Below are 11,777 nucleotides of genomic sequence, written 5' to 3'. Positions count from 1 at the left end.
ATATTCTTGGGATAGCTGTTGAGCCATGGCTTTTGCGGCAGGCCGGCGGCGAGTTCGGTAAGCGCCTTCGGCAGCCGCTGGCTGGTCGCCGTCGCCGGCTTCGAGGCCGGTGCGGTCTTCGCTGGTGGCGAGCTCTTCGTCGTCGCGGCCTTGCTCGGTCCGGCCTTGCCCGATCCGGTCCTCGCCGCAGGCGCCTTTGCCGGCGCGGCCTTCGTAGTCGGCTTCGTGGCGGTCCTGGCAGTGGCCGCGGCTTTTGCCTGGGGGGCATTCCTGGCGGGTTTGGCCGCCGCCTTCGCGGTCGCTGCCTTGCCCGCGGCCTTGCCTTGCCCGTCGCCACCGGCGGCTGGTTTCGAGGCCGCCTTGGACGGCGCTTTCACTGGGGTCTTCGACGCTTTTGCCACCCGTTCCTCCTCGACAACCCTGGTCGCCTGTTTCTCGTTGGCTTGTGCCGCATCGCCTCCGGATTGATGGAGACGTCCTCCGCTGCCGCCAGTTGTCCATCTATGTATTGCCTCTATCGGCGGCGGTGCAAGTCTTGCCCCAGCGGCAGGACGCCGAAAGATTTGCCGCCGTAAATCTTTCCCGCCGGCCACAGCTGGAACCGGCATCTTCGCGCATCCGCGGCCGATGAAGACAGGGCGCGGCGCCCTTGTCGCCGGACGTCGGATCAATAAAAAAATGCGGTCGTTAATAATCTCGTGAATAGAAAGAACTGCTAATTTTTTCTGCCATTTAGCAAAATGGCGGATTTTTTTCCTGCTTCCCGCGGGTAAGCAAACGGGGTGTTCCAAACCCGGAAAAACGGTGCTTATATGCGCACTTCGCGAGCCTGATAGAGGGGCTTGGAAGAACATCAGGGAGTGCTCAATGAAGAAGAAATTGACTTTTGCAGCCGCGTTGCTGGCTGCAAGCGTCCTGGGCGGCGTGGCCAACGCGAAAACTCTGGTCTACTGCGCGGAGGCGTCGCCAGAAGGTTTCGATCCGGCGCCGTACACCGCGGGACAGACGTTCGATGCGTCCTCGCGTACCGTCTTCAACCGCCTCGTCGAATTCGATCACGGCAAGACCTCGGTCTCGCCCGGCCTGGCGGATAGCTGGACCATTTCCGACGACGGCAAGGAATATACTTTCAAGCTGCGCAAGGGCGTCAAGTTCGCGCCCACCGACTACTTCACCCCGACCCGCGACCTGAACGCCGACGACGTGGTGTTCTCGTTCCAGCGCCAGGTCGACAAGAACGGCCCCTGGTTCCAGTACATACCGGGCATCGCCTATCAGTATTACAATGATCAGTTCGGCGACAACATCACCAAGGTCGAGAAGGTTGACGACCTGACGGTGAAGTTCACCCTCAAGGAACCGGCGATCACCTTCATTCCGACGCTGGGCATGGATTTCGCCTCGATCGTCTCGAAGGAATATGCCGACAAGCTGCAGGCCGACAAGACGCCTGAACTGTTCAACCAGAAGCCGGTCGGCACCGGCCCGTTCATCTTCGTCGACTACCAGACCGACGCCGCCATCCGCTACAAGGCCAACCCGGACTATTGGGGCGGCAAGCAGAAGATCGACGATCTGGTGTTCGCCATCACCACCGATCCGGCGGTTCGCGCGCAGAAGCTGAAGGCCGGCGAATGCAACATCATGTCGTATCCGGCACCGGCCGACATCGCCGGCCTGCAGGCTGATGCGAACCTGACGGTCGCGGAGCAGGAAGGCCTGAACGTCGGCGCGCTGATGTACAACACCCAGCAGAAGCCGTTCGACGACGTGCGCGTCCGCAAGGCGCTCAACATGGCCATCAACAAGAAGGCCATTATCGACGCCGTGTTCCAGGGCGCCGGCCAGGTGGCGATCAACCCGATCCCGCCGACCATGTGGTCCTACAACAAGAACGTGAAGGACGATCCGTACGATCCGGACGCGGCCAAGAAGATGCTTGAAGAGGCCGGCGTCAAGGATCTCAAGATGAACGTCTGGGCCATGCCCGTGTCGCGCCCGTACATGCCGAACGCGCGCCGCACCGCCGAGCTGATCCAGGCCGACTTCGCCAAGGTTGGCGTCACCGTCAACATCGTCAGCTACGATTGGGGTGAATACCTCAAGCGCGCTTCGGCGGTCGATCACGACGGCGCCGTCATCGTCGGCTGGACCGGCGACAATGGCGATCCGGACAACTTCCTCGGCGTGCTCCTGAGCTGCGCTTCCGTCGGTTCGAACAACCGCGCGGAATGGTGCAACAAGGACTTCGATGCGCTCATCAACAAGGCCAAGACGGTTTCCGATCAGGCCGAGCGCACCAAGCTCTACGAACAGGCGCAGGTCATCTTCAAGGAGCAGGCACCGTGGGCGACGCTCGCCCACTCCAAGGTGTTCATGCCGATGCAGAAGACCGTCTCCGGCTTTGCGATGGATCCGCTCGGTATCCATCGCTTTGACGGCGTCGATATCGCTGAATAAGGTTCGCGAAACGGGGCGGCGCCACACGGCGCCGCCCCACCTCGCCCGCCATGCTGCGTTACATCCTCGGCAAGCTCGCCCTCATCATCCCGACCTTTATCGGGATAACCATCCTCGCTTTCGGCTTCGTGCGCATCCTGCCCGGTGATCCGGTGCTGGTGCTTGCGGGCGAACGTGGCCTGTCGCCCGAACGCCACACGGCGCTGATGCATCAGTTCGGTTTCGACCTGCCGATCTGGCAACAGTATCTGACCTATCTGACCAACATCCTCAGCGGCGATTTCGGCACCTCGTTTTCGACCAAGACACCGGTGCTGAAGGATTTCCTGGTGCGGTTCCCGGCCACGGTCGAACTCGCCATCTTCGCCATGATCTTCGCCGTCATCTTCGGTGTCGCCTTCGGCATTTTCGCTGCCATCCGCCGTGGCTCCTGGTTCGACCAGCTGACCATGGGCACCGCGCTCGCCGGCTATTCCATGCCGATCTTCTGGTGGGGGCTGCTGCTGATCATCGTGTTTTCCGGTACGCTGCACTGGACGCCGGTCTCCGGCCGCATCGACCTTCTCTATTTCTTCAAGCCGGTGACCGGCTTCATGACCATCGATTCCCTGATCTCGGGGCAGAAGGGCGCCTTCCGCTCGGCGGTGTCGCACCTCATACTGCCCACCATCGTGCTTGGCACCATTCCGCTGGCGGTCATCGCCAGGCAGACGCGATCGGCTATGCTCGAAGTGCTGGGTGAGGACTATGTTCGCACCGCGCGCGCCAAGGGCCTGGCGCCGCGCCGTGTCATCGGCCTGCATGCCTTCCGCAATGCGCTGATCCCGGTCGTCACCACCATCGGCCTGCAGGTCGGCACGCTGCTCACCGGCGCCATCCTGACCGAGAGCATCTTTTCGTGGCCGGGCATCGGCAAGTGGATGATCGACGCCATCTCCAAGCGCGACTATTTCACCGTGCAGGGCGGGTTGCTTTTGATCGCGCTGATCGTCATGTCGGTGAACCTTATCGTCGACGTGCTCTATGCCGTCATCAACCCGCGTATCCGGGCGAATTGACATGACCAATGAAGGCCCAGCCACCATCGAAGCCGCGACCGTCGTCAAGCCGCAGGATGCCCGGCTGCAGATGTTCGCCGAGTTCTGGCACTATTTCTCGATCAACAAGGGCGCTGTGATCGGTCTCTTCGTCTTCGCCCTGCTGATCCTGATCGCCATCTTCGCGCCGCTGCTCGCACCGCATTCGCCTGACGATCAGTTCCGCGACTTCTTCCTGACGCCGCCGGCCTGGCAGGCGGGCGGCAATGCGCAGTTCCTGCTCGGCACCGACGCCGTCGGCCGCGACATGCTCTCGCGCCTGATCTACGGCTCGCGCTTTTCGCTCGCCATCGGTTTCGTCGTCGTCACCACGGCGCTGATCTCCGGCGTGATCCTCGGCCTGCTCGCCGGCTACTGCCGTGGCTGGGTCGACACGCTGATCATGCGCATCATGGACATCATCCTGGCCTTCCCATCGCTGCTGTTGGCGCTGGTGCTGGTCGCGGTGCTCGGCCCCGGCCTCGTCAACGCCATGATCGCCATCGCCTTCGTGCTGCAGCCGCATTTCGCCCGGCTCACCCGCGCCGCGGTGATGGCGGAAAAGACCCGCGAATATGTGGTCTCGGCCAAGGTCGCCGGCGCCAGCCATCTCAGGCTGATGCTGGTCACCATCCTGCCCAACTGCATCGCCCCGCTGATCGTGCAGGCGACGCTGTCCTTCTCCAACGCCATCCTCGAGGCCGCCGCCCTTGGCTTCCTCGGCATGGGCGCGCAGCCGCCGACACCCGAATGGGGCACGATGCTCGCCGAAGCGCGCGAATTCATCCTGCGCGCCTGGTGGGTGGTGACCTTCCCCGGCCTCGCCATCCTGATCACCGTCTTTGCCATCAACCTGATCGGCGACGGCCTGCGCGACGCCCTCGACCCCAAGCTGAAGAGGTCGTGAGCATGTCGCTGCTCGAAATCAAGAACCTCACCGTTTCCTTCGACACCGCCGCCGGGCCGTTCATGGCCGTGCAAGGCATCGACCTTTCGATCGAGCCGCGCGAGGTGCTGGCGATCGTCGGCGAGTCCGGTTCCGGCAAGTCGGTGTCGATGCTGGCGGTCATGGGGCTGTTGCCCAACACCGCGACGGTCAAGGCCGACCGCATGGCCTTCGACGGCGTCGACCTGTTGAAGCTCAGCCCGTCCGAACGCCGCAAGATCGTCGGCAAGGACATTTCTATGATCTTCCAGGAGCCGATCGCCAGCCTCAACCCGTGCTTCACGGTCGGCTTCCAGATCGAGGAGGTGCTGCGTTTCCACATGGGCATGGATCGTGCCCAGCGCCGGGCACGCGCCATCGAGCTGATGAAGCTGGTCGGCATTGCCGATCCGGAAGAACGGCTGAGTTCGTTTCCGCACCAGATGTCGGGCGGCCAGTGCCAGCGCGTCATGATCGCGATCGCGATTGCCTGCAATCCGAAGCTTTTGATCGCCGACGAGCCGACGACCGCGCTGGACGTCACCATCCAGAAGCAGATCCTCGATCTGCTCGTCTCGCTGCAGGCCAAATACGGCATGGGCCTGATCATGATCACCCACAATATGGGCGTGGTGGCCGAGACCGCCGACCGCGTCATCGTCCAGTACAAGGGCCGCAAGATGGAAGAGGCCGACGTGCTGTCGCTGTTTGAATCGCCCAAGAGCAATTACACGCGCGCGCTGCTCTCGGCGTTGCCGGAAAATGCCGTCGGCGACCGGCTGCCGACCGTTTCCGACATGCTGTTCGAGCCTGCCCCCTCGGTAGCGGGAGCCTCCGCATGAGCACCACGGTCCTCGAAGGCAAGAACATCGTTCGCGACTATCATATCGGCGGTGGCCTGTTCACCGGGCCGCGCACCGTGCATGCGGTCAAGGGCGTCTCCTTCACCGTGGACAAGGGCAAGACGCTCGCCATCGTCGGCGAAAGCGGCTGCGGCAAGTCCACGCTCGCCCGCATCATCACCTTGATCGATCCCGCGACGTCGGGCGAGCTGTTCATCGACGGCAACAAGGTCGATATCGCCAAAGGCGGATTGACCAAGGAAATGCGCCGCAAGGTGCAGATCGTCTTCCAGAACCCCTACGGATCGCTCAATCCGCGCCAGAAGATCGGCGACGTGCTGGGCGAGCCGCTGCTCATCAACACCGACAAGCCGGCGGCCGAACGGCGCGACCTCGCCATGAAGATGCTGAAGAAGGTCGGCCTCGGCCACGAACACTACAACCGCTATCCGCACATGTTCTCGGGCGGTCAGCGCCAACGCATCGCCATCGCCCGCGCGCTGATGCTGAACCCCAGCCTGCTGGTGCTGGACGAGCCGGTTTCGGCGCTTGACCTCTCGGTTCAGGCGCAGGTGCTCAACCTGCTCGCCGACCTGCAGGACGAGTTCCAGCTGACCTATGTCTTCATCAGCCACGACCTGTCGGTGGTGCGCTACATCGCCGACGATGTGATGGTGATGTATTTCGGCGAGGCCGTCGAATACGGCTCGCGCGACGAGGTCTTTTCGGACCCCAAGCACAGCTACACCAGGACGCTGTTTGCCGCCACGCCGCGCGCCGACGTGGCAAGCATCAAGGCGAGGCTGGCGAAGAAGAAGGCGGCCTGACCGGAGGTCAGGCACGGCCCATCCGGCTACGACAGCTTGGCGATGATAGCGCGCAGCGCCTCGCCGAATTTGTGGATCTCCTCGACCGTGTTGTAGTGCACCAGCGAGGCGCGGATGGCGCCGCTGTCCATCGACAGGTTGAGGCGTTTCATCAGGCGGGGCGCATACATATGGCCGTCGCGGATGCCGATCTGCATATCGGCCATTTCCTCGACGATGCGCTGCGGCGACAGCTTGCCGATGTTGAAGCAGAAGGTCGGCACGCGCTCGTTGAGGCGGGCCTCGTCGGCGACACCGTAGATGGTCGCGCCGCAGGCCTTCAGCACGCCCATCATCTCGCGCGCCAGCAGCAACTCATAGTCGCGGATGGCGCCCATGCCGGCGACGATGTTGTCGCGCCGCGAGCGGTTGTTGGAGGGGGCGAGATTGCGGCCGATCAGTTCAAGATACTGCACGGCGGCATCCATGCCCGACACGTTCTCGTAGATGAATGTGCCGGCCTCGACCTTGTAGGGCGGCTCGTCCGGGATGAAATCCTCGCGGAAGGTCGGCAGGCGTTTCAGCGTCTCGAAGCGGCCCCAGAGGAAACCCATATGCGGCGAGAAGTTCTTGTAGCCGGAACAAACGAGATAATCGCAATCCCAGGCCTGCACGTCGATCAGCCCGTGCGGTCCGTAATGCACGCAATCGAGGAACACTTCGGCGCCAACCCTATGCGCGATGTCAGCGACCGAAGCGACATCGACGATCGAGCCGATCGAGTGCGCCGTCACCGTGCAGGCGACGAGGCGGGTGCGGTTCGAAACCAGCGGCTTGAGATCGTCGACATGCAGATTGCCATCCTCGCGCATGCGCCACCATTTGAACTTGGCGCCGGCGGATTCCAGCGCCAGCCAGGTGGCGATGTTGGCATCATGGTCCATGTCGGTGACGACGATCTCATCACGCTCGGAAAGCATCTGGCCGATGCCGAGGCTGACCAGGCGGATGAAGGAGGTGGCGTTCATGCCGAAGCAGATTTCCGCCGGGCTGTAGGCATTGATCAGCAGGGCGACGCTTGTCCGAGCATCGGCGACCGACTGATCGACGGTGACGCTGCGGCCATAGCGGCCGCCGCGCTGCACATTGTGCGAGACCAGGTGGTTGGTCACCGCGTCGAGCACGCTCTGCGGAATCTGTGCCCCGGCGGCATTGTCCATGAAGATGAAATCGCCGGCTCGCTGCAGGGCGGGGAACATGGCGCGGATGGTGTCGACGGGGAAGCCGCCAGTGGCCTGGGGATTGCTCAATTGTATCTCCTGCGAAGTGCTTGCGGGGTGGTAGGTGGCTAGCGGGCCTTCTCGTCCTTGAAGCGGGCTTCAAGCAGGCTGACGAGACGAACCATCGGCCAAAGGAAGATGAGATAGACCAGTGCGGCGCCGATCAGCGGCGAGGGGTTGGCGTAGAGCGACTGTGCGTTGGTCGCTTCCTTGAGCAGTTCCGGCAGGGCCACGGTGGAGGCCAGCGAAGTGTCCTTGAACATCGAGACGCAGTTGCTGGTCATCGGCGGGATGACGACGCGCACCGCCTGCGGCAGCACCACCTTGCGCAAGGTCAAAAGGAACGGCAGGCCAAGCGCCTGCGAGGCCTCGAACTGGCCGCGCGGAATGCTCTCTATGCCGGAGCGAAACACTTCGGCCGAATAGGCCGACATGATGATGGCGAACGCGGTCACTGCCGACGCCCAGGACGACAGGCGTATGCCGAGGAACGGCAGCGCGTAGTAGATCAGGATCAGCACGACGAGGACCGGCAAGGCGCGAAAGATGTCGGTGTAGCCGACCGCCAGCCAGCGCAGTGGCTTCGGTGCGTAGAGCCGCAACAGGCTGATCACCAGGCCGATGGGAATGCCGATACCGATGCTGAGCAGGCCAAGCAGCAGCGTGTTCAGGAAGCCGCGCAGCAGTGCCGGCAGGCTCGACGTGATGACGTCGGCGTTGAAGAAAGTGTCGATCAGCGACATCAGAGCATTCCCGAACGGTGTTGCGTCATCTGACGCCGGAGCCCGACCCGGAACATCAAGATCGGCTTTGCCGAACGGATGCTGGTCCCGGGAAGGTTATGCGTGAAAACGGGACGTGCCGACCCTTTTTGGAGCCGGCACGCCTTCCGTCCTGTCGGCCGCAGCTCAGGCCTTGGGCAGCGGCATTTCCTTGACGGTCGAGGAATCGGCCGGGGCGTCGCTGCCGAACCACTTCTTGTGGATCGCGGCCAGCGTGCCGTCCTTCTTCATCGCCGTCAGCGCGTCGTTGAGCTTGCCTAGCAGCGGATGATCCTTTGTCATCATCAGGCCGTACTGCTCGCCGGTCTTGATGCGCTGCTTGACCTTCAGGTCCTTCATCTTGGTGAAGGAATATTCCATGCCGGGAATGTCGCTGACGGCGGCGTCGATGCGGCCGGCGCTGAGGTCGAGCAGCAGGTTCTGCTGCGTGTCATAGCCCTTCACGTCGCTGAAGCCGTCGGCTTCCTGGTGCGCCTTGACCCAGGTCTCGCCGGTCGAGCCCGAGAGCACGCCGACGATCTTGCCCTTGAGGTCGGCCTCGGCGTTGATCGGGCTGTCGGTCTTGGTGGCGATGCCCATGTCGGAATCATAATAGGGCTGGGTGAAGGACTGCGACTTCAGCCGCTCCGGCGTGATCGTGATCGACGAGATGGCGACGTCGATACGCTTCGAGGTGGTCGCGGCGAACAGTGCCTGGAAGCCGAGATCGGCGATGTCGGTGGTCATGCCGACGCGCTTGGCCGCCTCGTTGACGATGTCGACCTCAAAACCTTCGAAGGTGCCGCTCTCGTTCTTGTATTCGAAGGGCGGATTGGTCGGGTAGGCGCCGACATTGAGCACATCGGCGGCGAAGGCGGTTGCCGGTCCAGCGGCGATGCCGATTGCCGCGGCGAAAAGGATGAGATTGCGACGGTTGAGCTTCATTGGTGGTCCCTCTGGGGTGTTCCCTCTGGTTGTTGATCGAGCGGGCTGCCCCGCACGGTTTCTTGCCGTCCCGCCTCCCAGCGGGGCGTCAATTCATGTGGCGACCATGCGCTCGGCCGTGGCCGCGATCTGGTCGCGGTCGCCTTCACGCGCAGGCACGGCAAGGTTGGTCTCGGTATGCAGGTCGCGGATCCGGGCGCGGACGCGATCGAAGGCACAGCGCGCGCTGGACGATGACTGGGGCAGCACAAACGACAAAGGACTGAAACCCCTCCCACCCGGAGCACCCGCGATGAGCTGCCCGGAAACCCTCCAGCCCGACAGTCGCCATCGATCTTCAATGCTTATCCAAAGTGCGGCGCTTTTCAAGGTAAAAGTTTTAAGCTTAAAAAAGTTTCCCGGCTTGCTGCTCGACTGGGCGCTAGCGCGGGTCTTTCCGCGCCAGTTCCGCCCGGGCGGCGGCATAATTGGCCGCGCCGCCCGCACCGAGAAACATCGTGTCGCTGGCCAGGACGAAAAAGCTGGCGCCGACGGCTGCCCATTGGCCGACGGTTTGCGGGCTGGCGCAAAATATGCCGGAGGCCTTGCCGTGCGCGATCGTCACGCCGATGATCCTGCGGATCGCATCCGCGAGCTTGTCGGCGCCCTTCGGTCCGATCGCATCGATCGACACGGAGAGATCGCCGGGGCCGACGAAGATCACGTCGACGCCGTCGACATCGGCGATCGCCTCGATGTTGGCCAACCCCTCGGCGGTTTCGACCTGGACCGCCACGACGATCCTGTCATTGGCGCCGGCCAGATATTCGGGAATGCGATAGCCATAACCGGCAGCGCGGCCGGGTCCGACGCCGCGTTCGCCCAGCGGCGGATAACGCGATGCCGTCACCGCCATCGCAGCTTGGGCCGGTGTCGAGACGCGTGGCACCAGCACGCCTTGCGCGCCGCTGTCCAATGCCGCCTGGATGGCTTCGGGCGCATGGCCGGGAACGCGCACCATCGCCGGCACACGGTGGACATCGGCTGCGCGTATCATCGTTTCGACGATGTCGCGCGAGATCTGCGCGTGCTCCCAGTCGATGCAGAGGAAGTCGAGGCCGGACAGCGCCATCACCTCGACCGCGACGGGATGCGGAATGGCGCAGAAGGACCCGACGAGGCTGGTCTTGCCGATGCATTTCTGGCGGAACTCGTTCATGCCGATCCCTTCTCTCATCCCGCCAAGTTCATATCGGCGAACCAGTGCGACGCGAAGCTATTTCAGGCTTGAAATATTTTCGCGCGGGCCTAGCCTACGGCCTCCCGCCCGCGAGTTCCCGAGATGATCAAAGCACATCCGTTGCACGGCTCCAACAAACTCAAGCTTGGCGTCTTCTCGACCAACGCCGATGGCGGTCTTGCCATATCGGATGTGCCGGAGCGCTGGACGGCGAGCTGGCAGGACAATCTGACGGCCGCCCAGATCGCCGACCGCGCCGGGCTGGAGTTCATGTTGCCGATCGCACGCTGGCGTGGCTTTGGCGGCCGCAACAAGGTGCGTGAATCGTCGTTCGAGACCTTCACCTGGGCGGCGGCGCTCAGCGTGGCCACCGACCGTATCGGCCTGTTCATGACCGTGCACGTGCCGCTTGTGCACCCGCTCTATGCCGCCAAGGCGCTGGCGACCGTCGACCACATCAGCCGGGGCCGTGCCGGTTTGAACATCGTCTGCGGCTGGAACCCGAAGGAATTCGGCATGTTCGGCACACCGCTGGTCGAGAAGGGTTACGACCAGGCGGCCGAATGGATCGAAATTCTGGAGAAGCTCTACGCGTCGGCGGAGCCGCTCGACTATCAAGGCACCTATTATCACCTCAAGGAGGCGGTCAGCCGGCCGGCCAGCCTGCAGCTTCCGCGCCCGGTGACCATGAACGCCGCTTTCGGCGGCCCGGGCCGCGATTTCGCCGCCGCCAGATGCGATTATCTGTTTACGACCTTCTCCGAAATGGCCGACGCCGGCAAGCATGTCGCCGACATCAGCGAGCGGGCCGACAAGGTTGGCCGGGAGGTCGGCGTCTACACCGTGGCACATGTCGTCTGCCGCCCGACCATGGAAGAGGCGCAGGCCTATTACAGGCGCTATGCCGTCGATCTGGCGGATCACGAGGCGGTCGATGCGCATATGGCCGGCAAGAAGGAATTCTCGCAATCCCATGACCCGCATGCCTATGACGCATACCGCCAGCGTTTTGCCGGCGGCGCCGGCACCTATCCGCTGGTTGGAACGCCGCAAACGATTGCCGCCGACATGGCCGCCATTGCCGCGCACGGCTATCAGGGCATCGCCCTGTCCTTCGTCAACTACACTCAGGAGCTGCCTTACTTCTGCGACCACGTGCTGCCGCTGCTCAGGCAAGCCGGCCTTCGCGAATAGCGGTGGTGAGCATTCGGAATTAGCCGAAGCTTTCCCAACGTCGTCATCCCTGGGCGAAGCAGGAGCGAAGCTCCGTCGCGGAGACCCTGGGATCCATGCCGCGACTTCAATCGTGGAATGCAGCGGATCAAAATTCTGGACTGCGGCGACGCTTTGGAGTCCCGGCATGGATCCTGGGGTCTGCGCCGCGTCGCTGCGCTCCTTGCTTCGCCCCAGGATGACGAAGCGATGGCGGTTATTCCGGAATAACCGCCATCGCTTCGTCATCC

The 11,777-nt window shown here is 63.2% G+C and carries 11 protein-coding genes and 1 pseudogene; 6 read left to right on the top strand and 6 right to left on the bottom strand.

Annotated features, from left to right (window positions below; translation table 11 throughout):
• Nucleotides 1-401, bottom strand: a pseudogene (locus EOA36_RS37745) (long-chain fatty acid--CoA ligase); the annotation flags it as partial.
• Between the two features lie 466 nt (nucleotides 402-867).
• Here EOA36_RS37745 and EOA36_RS13840 point away from each other — a divergent pair.
• The 5 genes from EOA36_RS13840 to EOA36_RS13820 all read left to right on the top strand — a co-directional run bounded on the left by EOA36_RS13840 (nucleotide 868) and on the right by EOA36_RS13820 (nucleotide 6,130).
• Nucleotides 868-2,460 (top strand): ABC transporter substrate-binding protein, encoded by a 1,593-nt coding sequence (locus EOA36_RS13840; protein WP_127278116.1) that lies wholly within the window; start codon nucleotides 868-870, stop codon nucleotides 2,458-2,460.
• Nucleotides 2,461-2,510: 50 nt separating this feature from the next.
• Complete coding sequence (locus EOA36_RS13835; RefSeq protein ID WP_127278115.1) at nucleotides 2,511-3,518, top strand: ABC transporter permease subunit; 1,008 nt, start codon at nucleotides 2,511-2,513, stop codon at nucleotides 3,516-3,518.
• 70 nt (nucleotides 3,519-3,588) lie between these two features.
• Nucleotides 3,589-4,443 carry an ABC transporter permease subunit gene (locus EOA36_RS13830; protein ID WP_174361976.1) on the top strand — a complete coding sequence of 285 codons (855 nt, stop codon included), beginning with the start codon at nucleotides 3,589-3,591 and terminating at the stop codon, nucleotides 4,441-4,443.
• A gap of 2 nt (nucleotides 4,444-4,445) precedes the next feature.
• On the top strand, nucleotides 4,446-5,303 hold the full coding sequence (locus EOA36_RS13825) for an ABC transporter ATP-binding protein (protein WP_127278114.1): 858 nt from the start codon (nucleotides 4,446-4,448) through the stop codon (nucleotides 5,301-5,303).
• Nucleotides 5,300-6,130: a dipeptide ABC transporter ATP-binding protein gene (locus tag EOA36_RS13820; RefSeq protein WP_127278113.1), complete on the top strand. Its 831-nt coding sequence runs from the start codon at nucleotides 5,300-5,302 to the stop codon at nucleotides 6,128-6,130. The genes EOA36_RS13825 and EOA36_RS13820 overlap by 4 nt, the downstream gene beginning before the upstream one ends.
• A gap of 26 nt (nucleotides 6,131-6,156) precedes the next feature.
• Here the strand turns inward: EOA36_RS13820 and EOA36_RS13815 are convergent, their stop codons facing one another.
• The 5 genes from EOA36_RS13815 to EOA36_RS13795 form a co-directional block, all read right to left on the bottom strand.
• Nucleotides 6,157-7,419: a cysteine desulfurase-like protein gene (locus EOA36_RS13815; RefSeq protein ID WP_189553208.1), complete on the bottom strand. Its 1,263-nt coding sequence runs from the start codon at nucleotides 7,417-7,419 to the stop codon at nucleotides 6,157-6,159.
• A gap of 38 nt (nucleotides 7,420-7,457) precedes the next feature.
• On the bottom strand, nucleotides 7,458-8,132 hold the full coding sequence (locus EOA36_RS13810) for an amino acid ABC transporter permease (RefSeq protein ID WP_127278111.1): 675 nt from the start codon (nucleotides 8,130-8,132) through the stop codon (nucleotides 7,458-7,460).
• Between the two features lie 165 nt (nucleotides 8,133-8,297).
• Nucleotides 8,298-9,095, bottom strand: a complete 798-nt coding sequence (locus EOA36_RS13805) for an ABC transporter substrate-binding protein (RefSeq protein ID WP_127278110.1) — start codon at nucleotides 9,093-9,095, stop codon at nucleotides 8,298-8,300.
• 93 nt (nucleotides 9,096-9,188) lie between these two features.
• Entirely contained in the window at nucleotides 9,189-9,353 is a 165-nt protein-coding gene (locus EOA36_RS13800; RefSeq protein ID WP_167531461.1) for a hypothetical protein, read from the bottom strand.
• 163 nt (nucleotides 9,354-9,516) lie between these two features.
• Nucleotides 9,517-10,293, bottom strand: a complete 777-nt coding sequence (locus EOA36_RS13795) for an HpcH/HpaI aldolase/citrate lyase family protein (protein WP_127278109.1) — start codon at nucleotides 10,291-10,293, stop codon at nucleotides 9,517-9,519.
• Nucleotides 10,294-10,416: 123 nt separating this feature from the next.
• On the opposite strand from EOA36_RS13795, the gene EOA36_RS13790 reads away from it, so the two are divergent.
• Complete coding sequence (locus EOA36_RS13790; protein WP_127278108.1) at nucleotides 10,417-11,508, top strand: LLM class flavin-dependent oxidoreductase; 1,092 nt, start codon at nucleotides 10,417-10,419, stop codon at nucleotides 11,506-11,508.
• The last annotated feature ends 269 nt before the right edge of the window (nucleotides 11,509-11,777 follow it).

It is taken from the genome of Mesorhizobium sp. M8A.F.Ca.ET.021.01.1.1, from assembly GCF_003998025.1.
In the GTDB taxonomy this organism is placed as follows: Bacteria; Pseudomonadota; Alphaproteobacteria; order Rhizobiales; family Rhizobiaceae; genus Mesorhizobium.
Note: the sequence above shows the minus strand (reverse complement) of the source record. Positions and strands in the feature narration are given on the sequence as shown.

Coding starts and splice junctions, on each gene's coding strand:
- EOA36_RS13795 (WP_127278109.1), bottom strand. CDS start 10,293: ATGAACGAGTTCCGCCAGAAATGCATCGGCAAGACCAGCCTCGTCGGG.
- EOA36_RS13825 (WP_127278114.1), top strand. CDS start 4,446: ATGTCGCTGCTCGAAATCAAGAACCTCACCGTTTCCTTCGACACCGCC.
- EOA36_RS13820 (WP_127278113.1), top strand. CDS start 5,300: ATGAGCACCACGGTCCTCGAAGGCAAGAACATCGTTCGCGACTATCAT.
- EOA36_RS13805 (WP_127278110.1), bottom strand. CDS start 9,095: ATGAAGCTCAACCGTCGCAATCTCATCCTTTTCGCCGCGGCAATCGGC.
- EOA36_RS13810 (WP_127278111.1), bottom strand. CDS start 8,132: ATGTCGCTGATCGACACTTTCTTCAACGCCGACGTCATCACGTCGAGC.
- EOA36_RS13840 (WP_127278116.1), top strand. CDS start 868: ATGAAGAAGAAATTGACTTTTGCAGCCGCGTTGCTGGCTGCAAGCGTC.
- EOA36_RS13830 (WP_174361976.1), top strand. CDS start 3,589: ATGTTCGCCGAGTTCTGGCACTATTTCTCGATCAACAAGGGCGCTGTG.
- EOA36_RS13835 (WP_127278115.1), top strand. CDS start 2,511: ATGCTGCGTTACATCCTCGGCAAGCTCGCCCTCATCATCCCGACCTTT.
- EOA36_RS13790 (WP_127278108.1), top strand. CDS start 10,417: ATGATCAAAGCACATCCGTTGCACGGCTCCAACAAACTCAAGCTTGGC.